General features: G+C 71.4%; 14 protein-coding genes. 8 read left to right on the top strand and 6 right to left on the bottom strand.

Features of this window, described 5'->3' with window-relative positions:
* The first annotated feature begins 37 nt into the window (after positions 1-37).
* Complete coding sequence (locus tag LN042_RS22670; RefSeq protein ID WP_230053140.1) at positions 38-1,267, top strand: styrene monooxygenase/indole monooxygenase family protein; 1,230 nt, start codon at positions 38-40, stop codon at positions 1,265-1,267.
* Here the strand turns inward: LN042_RS22670 and LN042_RS22675 are convergent.
* Both LN042_RS22675 and LN042_RS22680 read right to left on the bottom strand, forming a co-directional pair.
* Positions 1,246-2,547, bottom strand: coding sequence for an MFS transporter (locus LN042_RS22675; RefSeq protein ID WP_230053141.1), 1,302 nt, complete (start codon positions 2,545-2,547; stop codon positions 1,246-1,248). The two genes, LN042_RS22670 and LN042_RS22675, sit on opposite strands and share 22 nt — an antisense overlap.
* Before the next feature lie 34 nt (positions 2,548-2,581).
* The gene (locus LN042_RS22680; protein WP_230053142.1) at positions 2,582-3,328 is read right to left on the bottom strand and encodes a GntR family transcriptional regulator; all 747 of its coding nucleotides are present in this window, start codon (positions 3,326-3,328) and stop codon (positions 2,582-2,584) included.
* Between the two features lie 274 nt (positions 3,329-3,602).
* Between LN042_RS22680 and LN042_RS22685 the strand changes: the two genes are divergently transcribed.
* Positions 3,603-4,115, top strand: coding sequence for a carboxymuconolactone decarboxylase family protein (locus tag LN042_RS22685; RefSeq protein WP_230053143.1), 513 nt, complete (start codon positions 3,603-3,605; stop codon positions 4,113-4,115).
* Positions 4,116-4,278: 163 nt separating this feature from the next.
* Here the strand turns inward: LN042_RS22685 and LN042_RS22690 are convergent, their stop codons facing one another.
* Entirely contained in the window at positions 4,279-5,268 is a 990-nt protein-coding gene (locus LN042_RS22690) for a quinone oxidoreductase family protein (RefSeq protein ID WP_230053144.1), read from the bottom strand.
* Between the two features lie 168 nt (positions 5,269-5,436).
* On the opposite strand from LN042_RS22690, the gene LN042_RS22695 reads away from it, so the two are divergent.
* The 6 genes from LN042_RS22695 to LN042_RS22720 all read left to right on the top strand — a co-directional run bounded on the left by LN042_RS22695 (position 5,437) and on the right by LN042_RS22720 (position 10,183).
* Positions 5,437-5,748 (top strand): ArsR/SmtB family transcription factor, encoded by a 312-nt coding sequence (locus LN042_RS22695; protein WP_230053145.1) that lies wholly within the window; start codon positions 5,437-5,439, stop codon positions 5,746-5,748.
* Between the two features lie 32 nt (positions 5,749-5,780).
* Positions 5,781-6,305, top strand: coding sequence for a GNAT family N-acetyltransferase (locus LN042_RS22700; protein WP_230053146.1), 525 nt, complete (start codon positions 5,781-5,783; stop codon positions 6,303-6,305).
* 65 nt (positions 6,306-6,370) lie between these two features.
* On the top strand, positions 6,371-7,021 hold the full coding sequence (locus LN042_RS22705) for a hypothetical protein (protein ID WP_230053147.1): 651 nt from the start codon (positions 6,371-6,373) through the stop codon (positions 7,019-7,021).
* A 534-nt stretch (positions 7,022-7,555) separates the two neighbouring features.
* Complete coding sequence (locus tag LN042_RS22710; protein WP_230053148.1) at positions 7,556-8,047, top strand: MarR family winged helix-turn-helix transcriptional regulator; 492 nt, start codon at positions 7,556-7,558, stop codon at positions 8,045-8,047.
* On the top strand, positions 8,044-9,096 hold the full coding sequence (locus LN042_RS22715) for an ATP-binding cassette domain-containing protein (RefSeq protein WP_230053149.1): 1,053 nt from the start codon (positions 8,044-8,046) through the stop codon (positions 9,094-9,096). Before LN042_RS22710 ends, LN042_RS22715 begins: the two co-directional genes overlap by 4 nt.
* Positions 9,097-9,388: 292 nt before the next feature.
* Positions 9,389-10,183, top strand: a complete 795-nt coding sequence (locus LN042_RS22720; RefSeq protein WP_230053180.1) for an ABC transporter permease — start codon at positions 9,389-9,391, stop codon at positions 10,181-10,183.
* Position 10,184: 1 nt separating this feature from the next.
* On the opposite strand, the gene LN042_RS22725 is transcribed toward LN042_RS22720, so the two are convergent.
* From LN042_RS22725 to LN042_RS22735, 3 genes are all read right to left on the bottom strand, one after another.
* Positions 10,185-10,646 carry a hypothetical protein gene (locus LN042_RS22725; protein ID WP_230053150.1) on the bottom strand — a complete coding sequence of 154 codons (462 nt, stop codon included), beginning with the start codon at positions 10,644-10,646 and terminating at the stop codon, positions 10,185-10,187.
* A gap of 266 nt (positions 10,647-10,912) precedes the next feature.
* The gene (locus LN042_RS22730) at positions 10,913-12,232 is read right to left on the bottom strand and encodes a DUF58 domain-containing protein (protein ID WP_230053151.1); all 1,320 of its coding nucleotides are present in this window, start codon (positions 12,230-12,232) and stop codon (positions 10,913-10,915) included.
* Positions 12,232-13,248, bottom strand: coding sequence for an AAA family ATPase (locus LN042_RS22735; RefSeq protein WP_230053181.1), 1,017 nt, complete (start codon positions 13,246-13,248; stop codon positions 12,232-12,234). Before LN042_RS22735 ends, LN042_RS22730 begins: the two co-directional genes overlap by 1 nt.
* Between the last annotated feature and the right edge of the window lie 140 nt (positions 13,249-13,388).

Consider the following 13,388-nt stretch of genomic DNA (forward strand, 5'->3'; position numbering starts at 1 on the left):
ACTTCCTCAGCAACACCTCGCAAGAAGGCAGGCAGCTTTGCGCAAGATACTTGTCGTCGGCGCCGGTCAGGCCGGACTCCAGCTCGCACTGGGCCTCCAGGCCAACGGCTACGACGTCACGGTGATGACCAACCGCACCGCCGGTGAGGTGCGCGACGGCCGGGTGCTCTCCACCCAGTGCATGTTCACCACCGCGCTCGGCCACGAGCGTGAACTCGGCCTGAACTTCTGGGAGGAGGCAGCTCCGAGAGTCGAGGGCCTCGGCGTCTCGGTGGCCGGCCCGGAGTCCCAGCGGGTGATCGACTGGGTCGGGAAGCTGGACGGATACGCCCAGTCCGTGGACCAGCGGATCAAGATGGCGGGCTGGCTGGAGGCCTTCGAGCAGCGCGGCGGCAAGGTCGTGGTGCACGGAGTCACCGTCTCCGACCTGGACTACTTCAGCCGCCGGTTCGACCTGGTACTGGTCGCCGCCGGCAAGGGCGAGCTGGTCTCGATGTTCGGCCGCGATGACTCCCGTTCGCCCTACTCCACCCCGCAGCGCGCCCTCGCCGTCGCCTATGTGCACGGCCTCGGCCCGCGCCCGGAACACGACTTCAAGGCGGTGCGCTGCAACCTGGTCCCGGGCGTCGGCGAGCTGTTCATGATTCCGGCACTCACCGTCTCCGGCCCGTGCGACATCATCTTCTGGGAGGGCATCCCCGGCGGGCCGCTGGACGTCTTCGGTGACGTCAAGGACCCGGGCGAGCACCTGCGGCTGACCCTGGAGCTCATGAAGGCCTTCACGCCCTGGGAGTACGAGCGCACCCTCGGCGGTGTCGAACTGACCGACGCCGGTGCCACCCTGGCCGGCCGCTACGCACCCGTGGTGCGCAACCCGATCGCCGAACTGCCCAGTGGCGGCCTGGCCTTGGGTGTCGCAGACGTGGTGGTGGCCAACGACCCCATCACCGGGCAGGGCTCCAACAACGCCGCCAAGTGCGCCGCCGTCTACCTGGACGCGATCCTGGCCCACGGCGACCGTCCCTTCGACCGCGACTTCATGCAGGCCGCCTTCGACCGCTACTGGACGGGCGCCGGCCCGGTCACCAAGTGGACCAACGCGATGCTCGCCCCGCCGCCCGAGCACGTGCTGAACCTGATCGGTGCCGCCGGCCGGCTCCAGCCGGTCGCCGACCGGTTCGCCAACGGCTTCGACGACGCGGCCGACTTCGAGAACTGGTTCTTCGACCCGGAGAAGGCGGGCGCCTACCTCGCTTCGCTGGGCTGACGGTCGTCGGCTGGGCCGCCGTCGCGCCCACCCTCGTCAGACGGGGTGGGCGCGGTCCTACTGCGCAGGGGCGACAGGAACGCGGGCAGGAAGCTCAGCGTCATGCCGAACGCACCGATCCACAGGGTGGTCGGCGCTCCGAAGGCGGCGCCCGACGCTCCGCCCAGGAGGCCACCCAGCGGCAGACCGCCCCAGGACACGAACCGCGCCGTCGCACTCGCCCGGCCCAGCAACCGGTCCGGGGTGAGGGCCTGCTGCAGGCTCGACTGGGCCACCACTCGGACCACTCCGCCCAGCGACAGCGCCGCGAGGCCGACAGCTGCCACGTACAGGCTCACACCGCCACCGGGCCGGACCACTGGCATCAGCACCGTCAACGGGCAAGTGACGAGCGGCGCGAGCCAGATGGCCGGACCCCGGCCCACCCGCTGAGCGACCGGCGCGGCCACCAGGGCGCCCAGCAGGGCACCGCAGCCCATCCCCGAGAGGACCAGGCCCACAGCGAAGGCGCCGAGGCCCAACTCCCGCTCCAGGAAGACCAGCAGCATCGTCTGGTACATCACCAGGAAGAGGTTGAAGACCGCGTCCCCCAAGACGATCGCGCGCAACGCGGGATGTCGGGCGACGAACCTCAACCCCTCCGTGACCTCAAGGCGCAGCCGGGGACTCCCGGTCGGCTCCGGCCTGCACTCCTGAGCGCGAATGGTGGCTGCGAGCAGGCCGGACAGGGCCATCCCGGCCGAACTTGCCAGCAGCGTCGCGGGGGCGCTGACCGCGCCGACCAGTGGGGCCGCCACCACCGGGCCGCTGATACTGGTCACCGAGCGGATCGCCGAGAGCCGTGAGTTGCCCTCGACCAGCCGGCCGCGCCCCACCAGGTGCGGCAGATAGCTGACATATGCGACATCGAAGAAGACGGTCAGCACGCCGTGCACCAGCGCGATCGCGTAGAGCCACCAGACCGTCAGGCGGCCGGCCCACCACGCCAGCGGTATCGCCAGCAGGACCAACGCGCGCACCAGATCCGCGCCGATCATCACCGTTCGCTTCCGCATCCGGTCCACCCAGGCGCCGGCCGGCAGTCCGACCAGGAGGGAGCCGGCCGTGGTCATCGCCGTCAGCAGACCGACCTGGAAGGGATCCGCCCGCAAGGCCGTGATCGCCACCAGTGGCAGTGCCAGGAAGGCGATCCGGTCGCCGAGTTGACCGAGCGCCGTGGCGGCGAACAGCCGACCGAAATCCGGGTCGCGCAGCAGCCCGAACCGGGAGGGCCGTGGCATGCCAGTCACATCGATCTCCGAACTGCCGTTTCAGTTAGGACGGCTGGACGATCCCGAACTCGTAGACCACTGCTCGGTGTCGGTCCGGGATGACCATGTCGGCGGTCTCCACCGGCCGTCCGTCGGTGTCGTAGATGGTCCGCTCGATCGCCAGGACCAGATCCCCGGGCCCGATCCCCAGCAGGTGCGCCTGTGCTGGAGTGGCACGAGCCGGACGCGGCACCTCCACCACGGTCTCGACCCGCACGCCGATGGAGCGCATCCGCTCGACCACCCCCCTGCCCGCGAGCGGGCCCTGCTCGGGCAGGAGGATCGGCGTGCCTGCGGTGATCGCCATCGGCTCCCAGGAACAGGAGAGTTGCACGGGCTGGCCATCGGCGAGGAACTCGTAGTGCGTGGTCACGCAGAGGTCCCCGGGCCGGATCGCGAGCCGCTCGGCGATCTCCTCCGTGGCGGGCACGCGCAGTCGGCTGTCCGCGTCCCAGGCACTGGCTCGTCCGCGCTCGGCCAGGCCCGTGCGGGAGCCGGCGCGATGTCGCGAGCGGACCATCAGCAGGCGCTCGCGCGGCGTCCGGACGTAGGTGCCCGAGCCCGCCCGCCCTTCGAGGAGGCCCTCGACGATCAGCCGCTCCATGGCCCGCTGCGTGACGTTCCGCCCGACTCCGAACTGCTCGGCCAGGCGCGCCCGGGACGGCAGCCGCTGGCCAACCGGCCACTCTCCCCGAAGGATCCGTGTGCGCAGCGCGTCGGCTACGGCAAGGTACGGCGCGTCTCGGGGCATCTGCGACTCTCCCTGCTGGTTCCGGGCGACGGCAGCAAGCTAGTGCACCTGCGGAAAGCTGATGGAGTAGCCAACCGCCCGGGCACCAAGGCTGCTACGCCTGAGACCTTTGGGCACAGCCCGCAGACCTGCGCGAGTACCGCGCCGCCCCCACCGGCCGCACCGAGTGGGACCGCGCACGGAATTCCTTCCGGTTGTCTGTCACATCCGGCCGCTGCGGTCCGTCGAGGCAGTGAAGGCAACGACAACCGCAACGACCGGAGGACAGACCGCCATGGCTGTTGAGAGCACCACCAGCGCCGCCGCCGACAAGCTGACCGCCTCGCGCCTGCCCAACCCAGCCAGGCTGGTTCCCGAACTGGGCGTGGCGGGCGGCGCGTTGTCCAAGGCCGTCGGCAACGGTTCGGTGCCGCAGAGCACCGTTGACCTGATCCAGCTGCGGGCCGGCCAGATCGTCGGCAACACCTACCTGACCGCGCTGCACACCAAGAGCCTGCGTGCGGCCGGGGAGTCGCAGGAGCGCATCGACGCGGTCGCCTCCTGGCAGGACGCCCCTTGTTTCACCGAGGGCGAGGCCGTGGCGCTGGCCCTGGTGGAGGCCGTGCTCCAGCCCGCCATCCACGGCGAGCGGGTCCCCGACGCGCTCTTCGCCCGCGCCGCCGAGCACTACGACGAGAAGGCCCTGGTCACCCTCGCCCTCGCGATCGGCCAGGTCAACTTCTTCATCCCGCTCGCCCTGATCGGCAAGCCCCTCCCGGGCGTCAAGCCGTCGGAGCAGTGGACCTGAGTCCGGGCCCGGCGGATCCACGTCCGCACGGCGGCAGGGGCGTCAGCGATTACCAGATCCAGTCGCGCTGACGCCCCTGTGCTTCGAATACGGGCCCGGGCGAGGGGCCGTCGAACCGTGTGGCGCCCGATGGCCGCGGTCCGACGGCCCGTCGGTGTCCGTACTACTCGCCCGCCACCCGCAGCAGCAACTTGCCGGTGGTGGTGCGGGATTCGATCAGGCGGTGCGCCTCGGCGACCTCGGCCAGCGGGAGTTCGGCGCTGATCAGCGGATCGACGGAGCCATCGGCGACCAGGGCGAAGGCGCGGGCGGTGAGGGCGCGCAGCTCGTCGGGGTCGCGCTGGGACAGTTCCAGGATGGACATCCCAGCGACGGTCCGGCCCGGGTTGAGGTCGTTCTGGCCCACCTGCCACGGGGTGCCCCCGCCGGCGTTGCCGAACGAGATCAGGCGGCCGAAGGTCTGGAGGGCGGCCAGGCTCTCGCGGAAGGTGTCGCCGCCCACCGAGTCCAGCGCGAGGTCCACGCCCCGCCCGTCGGTCAGGCTGCGCACGGCCTGGGCGGTGAACTCGGCGCCCACGAGCACGTGGTCGTAACCGGTCTTCAACGCGTACTCCGCCTTCGCCGGGGCGGAGACAACGCCCAGCACCCGGCCCGCTCCCGCCAGCTTCGCCAACTGGCCGACGACACCGCCGACTCCGCCCGCCGCGCTCTGGACCAGGACCGACTCACCGGGCTGGAGCCGACCGATCTCGTGCAACAGGGCGTGTGCCGTCGGCAGCACGGTCGGCAGCGCGGCCGCGGTGCGCAGGGAGACGCCCTCGGGCAGGGCGAAGACCGTGTCGGCGTCGGCCACCGCGACCTCGGCATAGCCGCCGAACCGGGTGAGCGCGGCAACGGGCAGGCCGGGTCGCAGGCCGTAGGCCTCGGGGACGCCCTCGCCGACGGCGCGGATCCGACCGGAGACCTCCAGACCGGGCTGGAACGGCAGCGACGGGACGCGGTAGCCGCTGCCACGAGCCTTCAGTTCGGCGAAGTTGACGCCCGCGTACGCAACATCGATGCTCACCTGTCCGGGACCCGGCTCGGGCACCGGCAGCTCGGTGAGCTGCAGAACCTCGGGGCCGCCGAACTCCTCCACCACGATCGCGCGCATTCGCCTCTTCCCTCCGTTGTGAGCGCCCGTCATTGAGGACGGGTAGCCCCTGGGTGTTCAATGGGTATCGAACACTTTGAGTGTACGGACTTGATCGAACACTCGGCAAGAGGCGGAAGCCGCAGCCAAGGGTCCGGAAGCCAAGAGGGAAGCCCAGGGAGGAGAGTCATGGGTCACCGCGCGGAACCTGAACACACCCACCCCGACGACGTTCCGGTGCAGGCCGTCTTCGCGGCGCTCGCGGATCCGGTGCGGCTCGGGATCGTGCGTGAGCTGGCCGGGTCACCGGAGTGGACAAGGGCCTGCGGTAGTTTCGACGTGCCGGTCGGAAAGGCAGCGCTCAGCCACCACTTCGCGGTGCTGCGGTCGGCAGGACTGATCGAGCAGCGGGACGACGGCGCCAAGCGGGTCAACCGGCTGCGGTGCGCCGAGTTCGAGGCCCGTTTTCCGGGGCTGCTGGATCTTGTGGTGCGTGGCTGACGGCGAGTGGGAGGCAGGGGCGAGTGGGGGACGTGGTGGAGAGCGAATACCGGGTGCGGCGCCGGGAATCGGCCGACCTGGACGGCTGCGTACGAGCGCTGGCTGAGGTGCACGAGGCCGATGGATATCCGATGGTCTGGCCCGATCGGCCCGCCGACTGGCTGGCCGAGGACGACCAACTGGCCTGCTGGGTGGCGGTCGCGCCGGACGGCGCGGTGGTCGGCCATGCGGCGCTGGCCCCGGGGGTCGCTTCCTCGGCGGCGCACGTCTGGGCCGAACGGACCGGTCGGACAGCGGACCGAACCGGGGCGCTGAGCCGTCTCTATGTCGCCCCGGCGGCGCGCGGCCATGGTCTGGGTGCCCGACTCCTCGCCGCCGCCGTCGACTACGTCCGTGCGGCAGGTCTCTGGCCGGTCCTCGATGTGGTGACGACCAATGGTGCGGCCATCGAACTGTATGAACGTCAAGGCTGGCAGCGGTTGATGACTGCCGATCAGCGATGGCCCGACGGCCAGGTGGTGGCGGTGCACTGCTACGCGCTGCGGGAAGCCGGGTAGGTTGCCAGGAGCCGGGTGGAAAACCGGCTCGCAGTGGGATCACGCCGGATTGTACGGTCCGCTCCATGACTACTGATGATCATGACGTGCTGGGGCGCGCGGCAGCGGACCTCGAAGTCGCGGTGCGCTCGGCGGTCGGAGCGCTGACTCCACTTTCGGCGGCCGACTGGTCGGTGCCGGCGGGGGAGTTGAGCTGGGACTGCTGGGAGACGATCGAGCACCTGGCTGACGGGCTGTTCGCCTATGCCCTGCAATTGGGCCCGGTGCGGCCGCCATTGGACCACTTCGTGCAGCTGGGTTGGCGACGGAGCCGGCCGGATGCGCCGCCGCTGGCGATCTCGGTGGACCGGGAGGCCGGCCCGGCGGCGCTGGTGGAGGTGGTTGAGGCTGCCGGCGCGGTGCTGACGGCGATGGTGCGCACCGCCGCACCGACAGTGCGGGCCTTCCACGCCTACGGGGTGTCGGATCCGGAGGGGTTCGCGGCGATGGGTGTGGTCGAGGCCCTGGTGCACACGGAAGACGTGGTGCGCGGTCTCGGTGTCGAGTGGGCACCGCCGACGGGACCCTGCGCACGGGCCCTCGCCCGCCTCTTCCCGGAAGTCGCGGTGGGCGCCGACCCATGGGCCACCCTGCGCTGGGCCACCGGCCGTGCCGACCTGCCGGAGCAGCCGGGGCGGCGGGCGTTCGATCGCTGGCACAGTGCGCCGCTGGGGTGAGGGAGCCGCATTAATAATGCCCATTAGCAATGGTGGCGGCGGGGAGCGGGCAGGTGGGCTTGATGGGCTGCATTAATAATGCCCATTAGTAACGCCTGCGGCGCTGAAGGCCCCGTCGGCAGCTGGGCAAGAAGCCGGTGCAGGGGCGGCGTGGAAGCCGGGGCGCCGGGCTTCCGGGTGGCGCATTGGCCTCAGAAGTGCGGCTGGTTAATAATGCGCAGTATTAACCAGCTCGGCCACAGCGGGCGCCCGCCGTCTTGCGCCGTCGGACGTCCCCTCGGGCGGCGGAAGGACCGGAGTCGATCCGGTTCAACCAGTGGGGGCCGCGTGAGTTCGTTGTCCCCGATGCGCTTCCGGTGCGCGGGTGGCGGCCTCCGCCTTCGCCGCAGTTCAGGGGCGTTCTCCTGCTCGGTGCGGGCGGACGTAATGCTGCCCATTATTAGTCCGTCGGTCGCAGCGTATTAATGCCCACCATTACTACCCCTCCGCTCATTGGCTCGACAGTTAGCTCTCAATGAGAGATAAGCTGCCCATATGACGATCCCTCGCGCCGCGTCTCCCGGGCCCACTGACACGGCCCTGGCTGACGACTTCAGCGCGCTGCTCGTAGGCATACAGCGCCTGGTACGCCGCAAGCTGCGCCAAGGGCAGGTTGAGCCGCGGTTGCGCGGCGCCCATGTCGAGTTGCTCCGGCTGGTGATGGACACCCCCGGGCTACGAGTCTCGGATGCCGCAAAGGAGCTCTGCCTCGCCGGGAACTCGGTCTCCACTCTGGTCAATCAGCTGGTCACCCAGGGGCTGCTGCAGCGCGAGGTCGACCCGGCCGACCGCCGGGCTGCCCGGCTGTTCGCCACCGACGAGGCCGTCGAGCGGATCGGTGCCTGGCGGGCCAAGCGTGCGGCGCTGATCGAGACTGTGGTGGCCGATCTGTCCACTTCCGACCAGGCAGCGCTCGCCGCCGCGCTGCCCGCGCTGCGCGGCGTCGCCAACGGCCTGCGAGCCCAGCTAGGGGAGGACGCCCGATGACCAGTACCGAGAACGCGACCAACGCGTCCCACGCGACCAACGCGTCCCACGCGACCAACGGGTCCCACGCGACCAACGGGTCCCACGCGACCAACGGGTCCCACGCGACCAACGGGTCCCATGCGGCCAACACGTCCCACGCGGCCACCGTCACCGCTGCGGTTTCGCCCACCGCCGCACCGGGCCCTGCTCCCGACGCCGGCGCTTCCTCCGAAGCCGTGGTCTGCCGTGGCCTGGAGTACTCGTTCCATGGGCGCCGCAGCAAGAGCACCAAGGCGGTCGACGGCGTGGACCTCATCGTTCGTACCGGCGAGGTCTTCGGCCTGCTCGGCCCCAATGGCGCCGGCAAGACCACCACCATCCGCGCCATCACCACGCTGCTCCCGGTGCCCAGCGGCATGGTCCAGGTCTTCGGGTACGACACCGCGCGCCGCCGGATGGAGGTCCGCCGACTGCTCGGGTACGTGCCCCAGCAACTGTCCGCCGAAGCGGGGTTGACGGGCAGGGAGAACGTCGCGCTGTTCGCCCGGGTCTTCGACGTGCCGCATGCCGAGCGGGCCGAGCGGGTGGCCCAGGCACTGGCCGCGGTCGACCTGACCGAGGCCGCCGACCGGATGTGCGGCACCTACTCCGGCGGTATGGTCCGCCGCCTCGAACTCGCGCAGGCCCTGGTCAGCGCGCCGCGCCTGCTGGTGCTGGACGAGCCCACCATCGGCCTCGACCCGATCGCCCGCACCAGCGTCTGGGAGTGCATCGACGCGGTCCGCCGCGCGACCGGCATGACCGTGCTGGTCACCACCCACTACATGGACGAGGCCGACCAGTACTGCGACCGGCTGGGCTTGATGGACCGCGGCAAGATCCGCGCTCTGGGCACGCCGGAGGAGTTGAAGTCCTGGGTCCGTGAACAGGCCCCGGAACACCCCGACCCCAGCCTCGACGACGTCTTCCGCCACTTCGCCGGACGTGATCTGGCGCGCGGTCAAGCCTCGGAAGGAGATTTCCGCGATGTCCGCCGTACCCGCCGAACCGCGTCCCGTGTCGGCTGAGGCCGCAGACGCCGACGCAGTCGAGGCCGCGACCATCACCGCGACCCCCAACACCAAGGCTGCGACCTCCACTTCCATGGCCGGTGACCCCGCCTCCACGACCGGTGACCCCACCTCCACGACCGGAAACCCCACCTCCACTACTGGCGCCGCTGCCGCCACGACCGGTACCTCAACTTCCACGACCGGTGCCACCGCTGCCACGACCGGTGCCAGCACCGCCGCGACCAAGGCCACCGCCACAGCCCCAGCCGCCTCGGGTGCCGTCGCCACGCCGGAGCGCGACTTCGGTCTGCTACTGGTTCCGCCGCGCGCCAGGACCGGTTGGAAGTTGGTCCCGGCGCGGGTGCTGGCGATGTGCGCCGTCGAGTTGCAGAAGCTGCGCCACGACCGCACCGAGCTCTACACCCGGGCCATCCAGCCCGCTCTCTGGCTGCTGATCTTCGGTGAGACCTTCACCCGCCTGAAGGCGATACCGACCGGCGGCATCCCCTACCTCGATTACCTGGCGCCGGGGATCATCGCCCAGTCCGCGATGTTCATCGCGATCTTCTACGGCATCATGATCATCTGGGAGCGGGACTCCGGCGTGCTCACCAAGCTGCTGGTCACCCCGACGCCACGTGCTGCCCTGGTCACCGGCAAGGCCTTCGCCGCCGGGGTCAAGGCGGTGATCCAGGCCGTCGTGGTGGTGCTGATCGCGGCCCTGCTCGGCGTCGCGATGACCTGGAACCCGGCACGTTTGCTGGGAGTCGCGGTCGTGGTGTTGCTCGGCTCGGCCTTCTTCTCCTGCCTGTCGATGAGCATCGCGGGAATCGTGCTCACCCGCGACCGGCTGATGGGCATAGGCCAGGCGATCACCATGCCGCTGTTCTTCGGCTCCAACGCCCTGTACCCGCTACACCTGATGCCCGGTTGGCTGCAGGCGATCAGCAAGGTGAATCCGCTCAGCTACCAAGTGGACGCACTGCGCGGCCTGTTGATCGGTGCCCCCGCCCACCTTCCGCTGGACTTCGGTGTGTTGGCCGCGGCCACCGCCCTGGGGATCACGGCGGCCTCGGCCCTGCTGGGACGGCTGGCTCGCTGAGTCAGCGCCCGTCGACCGGGTGGCCGCTCCGTTCACGGCGGCCGCCCGGTCCATGGTGCAGGGCCAGGCCCACCGCGCCGGCTGCCACCGCGATGCCGAAGGCGGCCAGCAGGCGGGCGGCGCCGGACGTTTGGGCAGGAGTGAGGGCGGCTGCCAGGACCAGGGCGGAGGCGGCGCAGGCGGCCAGGATGGCGCCGGGGCCGGTGGGCAGGTGGACGTGGCTGCGGGCGTCGACGCGGAGCAGGTACCCGAGCAGCAGCGCGGTGATCGCCGCTGCCAGCCAGGCGGACGGGTGGGACAGAGCCGCCAGTAGGACGGCCACGGTGGCCAGCACGGTGTTGCGGTGGCGGGCCAGTTGAAGGTGCAGCCGGGCGGACGCGGGGCCGGGGCGGACGGTCAGCGGCGGCGCCGCCCACCATCCGAAGCCGACCGCCAGCACCGCCCCGGCCAGATGGAGGGGCACGCCTTCCCCTCCCCGCGGGTTGGTGGCGGCCACCAGGAGTGCCATGCCCAGGCAACGGCTGAGCAGGCGCTTGTGGGCGGGCGCCCATGGTCCCGCCCCCGATCCCGCCCCCGAAGCCACTGCCGTCGTCCCGACCAAGTGCCGTGCCGCAGCCGTCGTCCCGACCAAGTGCCGTGCCACCGCCGTCCTCCCGACCAAGTGCCGTGCCACTGCCGTCCTCCCGACCAAGCGCCGAGTCACCGCCGTCGTCCCGACCAAGCGCCCAGTCATCGCTGCCTCCCCTGAATCCGCCCCCGCCGCAGCGGTGCGACCGCCAAGTCCAGTGTCTCGCCAGGCTGGTGGGTCACCACCGGCACCCCCTTGTTGCGCAGGGCGAACCGGATCGCCTCGCGGTCGGCACGCCACAACTGCCCGGCCCACACCTCGTCCTGGTCCGACGGATCCACCGCCGGCTCGCCGAACGGGATCTCCACCGCCACCAGCGGATTGCCCCGATCGGACAAGTCGCCGAGCACGTCGAGGATCCGCTGGTCGGCCAGCGGCGTGAACGCGTACACCAACGCACCCGCCGGCAGCGCCCGCGGCGGCAGGCGGTGCAGATCAGGCGTGCGGTACCCGAGGTCCTTGCGCACCTCCAGCACGCTCTCCACGATCCGGTAGAACTGCCGCTCCCCGGAACCGGCTTGCAACCAGCGCAACTTGCCGCCGACCGAGATCACGCCGATCCGGTCATGGGTGCGCAGGTACGCCCTGGTCAGACCGGCGGCCGCGCGCACCGTCTCGTCGAGCGTGGAGGTCCCGGAAACGGGGTCCGCCAGATCGCCCAGCGCGTCCAGCAGCATCACGGTGTCCACCGCCCGTTCCGCGCCGAACTCGTTGATCTGGATGCTGCCGCGCCGGGTGGTGGACGGCCAGTGGATCCGGCGCTGCCGCTCGCCCCAGACGTGCGGGCGCACCCCGACGACCTCCACTCCTTCACCCGCCTGCCGCGAGGCGTGCTCGCCGAGCCGCTCGGGCAGTCGGACCGGGATCGGAGTGAGCCCGGCGGCGGTGGGCGCCGGGAAGACGTCCACCTCGCCCAGCTCCACCCGCACCGTGCGGCGGGCCAAGCCACCGCCGTCGTAGAGGTCCAGGTCGACGGTGCCCACCGTCCAGCGGCCCCAGCGGGCGGCGGTGAACTCCAACTCCACGGCGGCGGCGCCGACTCGCTGCTCCCGCAGGGTCAGTCCGGGCCCCGGGGTGAAGCCCGGGTCGAGCAGGCCGACCTCCCCGTCATGGGCGACGCTGATCCGGGCGGTGACCGTCTCGCCCTCGAAGCAGCGGCTGGGCGTCACCTCGGCGGTGGCCGACACCTTGGCGGGCCTGGTCCGTCCGGGTGCGGCCAGTACCACCAGCACCACCGGGCCGGCCGCCAGCGCGAGCAGCCAGGGCCGGCCGGTGAGCAGGGCGGCGGCCGCGGCGGTCACGGCCACGGTCAGCAGGCGCAGCGTGCGCTCGGCGGTCCGCCAGCCGCTCGGCGGCGGTGCGGGCAACTCGCTGAGCGCCAACGTCGGTTGGTCGCGCTGCTCCGGCGCGGTGGTGCTCATCACGAGGCCGGGACGGCAGCCGCCGTGGAGCCCTGCCCGAGCGGCACCCCGGGTAGCGTCTGCGGGGTCGGCACCTCGGCCACCAGCGCGGTCAGCACCTCGTCCGCCGACACCTGCCGTACCCACAACTCGGGCTTGAGGCTGACCCGGTGTGCCAGCGCGGGCACCGCCACCGCCTTGACGTCCTCCGGCGTCAGGTAGTCCCGGTCATCCAACATGGCGCGGGCGCGGCCGAGTTGGACCAGCGCGAGGCCACCGCGCGGCGAGGCGCCCACCTGGATCTGCGGATGCGAGCGGGTCGCGCCGATCAGGTCCATCACGTAGCGCACCAGGTCGTCGGCCACCTCGACCCGCTCCACGGCGGCCCGCATCGCCAGCACCGCGGCCGGGTCGGCGAGTGGCCGCAGCACCGCCTCGGGTGCGGCGCGGTCGATCCGGGCCCGCAGCATGAGGGCCTCCGACTCGGCGTCCAGGTAGCCCATCCGCACCCGCAGCAGGAACCGGTCGAGCTGCGCCTCGGGCAGCGCGTAAGTGCCGTCGTACTCGATCGGGTTGGCGGTGGCGATCACGGTGAACGGGTCGGGCAGCCGGCGCGTGGTGCCGTCGATCGACACCTGGGCCTCGGCCATCGCCTCCAGCAGCGCGGCCTGGGTCTTCGGCGGGGTGCGGTTGATCTCGTCGGCCAGCAGCAGGTTGGTGAAGACCGGGCCGGGCCGGAAGACCATCTCGCCGCTGCGCTGGTCGTAGAAGGGGGCGCCGGAGACGTCCGACGGCAGCAGGTCGGGCGTGAACTGGATGCGCCGGAACTCCAGGCCGAGCGTGGTGGCGAAGGAGCGGGCCAGCAGGGTCTTGCCGAGGCCGGGCAGGTCCTCGATCAGCACGTGCCCGCCGGCCAGGACCCCGAGCATCACCAGCTCCAGGGCCTCGGGTTTGCCGACCACGGCACGCTCGATCTCGGCCAGCACCTCGCGGGCGAGCTTGCCGGCCTGCTGGGGCGTCAGGTCTTCGGTGGTCACGGGGTCCTCACAGGGTCCAAGGGTGGTTCGGGTGGCGGCGTGGGTGGCAGTGTGGGTGGCAGCGTGGGTGGTGCCGTGGGTGGTGCCGTGGGTGGTGCCGGGGGTGGCGGCGTGGGTGGCAGCGTGGGTGGTGCCGGGGG

Origin of the sequence: Kitasatospora humi, from assembly GCF_020907985.1 — a bacterium.
Classification (GTDB): domain Bacteria; phylum Actinomycetota; class Actinomycetes; order Streptomycetales; family Streptomycetaceae; genus Kitasatospora; species Kitasatospora humi.

Excerpts from the sequence above, each read along its gene's own strand:
- LN042_RS22710 (WP_230053148.1), top strand. The coding sequence starts at position 7,556 with ATGACGATCCCTCGCGCCGCGTCTCCCGGGCCCACTGACACGGCCCTG.
- LN042_RS22715 (WP_230053149.1), top strand. The coding sequence starts at position 8,044 with ATGACCAGTACCGAGAACGCGACCAACGCGTCCCACGCGACCAACGCG.
- LN042_RS22675 (WP_230053141.1), bottom strand. The coding sequence starts at position 2,547 with ATGCCACGGCCCTCCCGGTTCGGGCTGCTGCGCGACCCGGATTTCGGT.
- LN042_RS22685 (WP_230053143.1), top strand. The coding sequence starts at position 3,603 with ATGGCTGTTGAGAGCACCACCAGCGCCGCCGCCGACAAGCTGACCGCC.
- LN042_RS22705 (WP_230053147.1), top strand. The coding sequence starts at position 6,371 with ATGACTACTGATGATCATGACGTGCTGGGGCGCGCGGCAGCGGACCTC.
- LN042_RS22680 (WP_230053142.1), bottom strand. The coding sequence starts at position 3,328 with ATGCCCCGAGACGCGCCGTACCTTGCCGTAGCCGACGCGCTGCGCACA.
- LN042_RS22730 (WP_230053151.1), bottom strand. The coding sequence starts at position 12,232 with ATGAGCACCACCGCGCCGGAGCAGCGCGACCAACCGACGTTGGCGCTC.
- LN042_RS22695 (WP_230053145.1), top strand. The coding sequence starts at position 5,437 with ATGGGTCACCGCGCGGAACCTGAACACACCCACCCCGACGACGTTCCG.
- LN042_RS22690 (WP_230053144.1), bottom strand. The coding sequence starts at position 5,268 with ATGCGCGCGATCGTGGTGGAGGAGTTCGGCGGCCCCGAGGTTCTGCAG.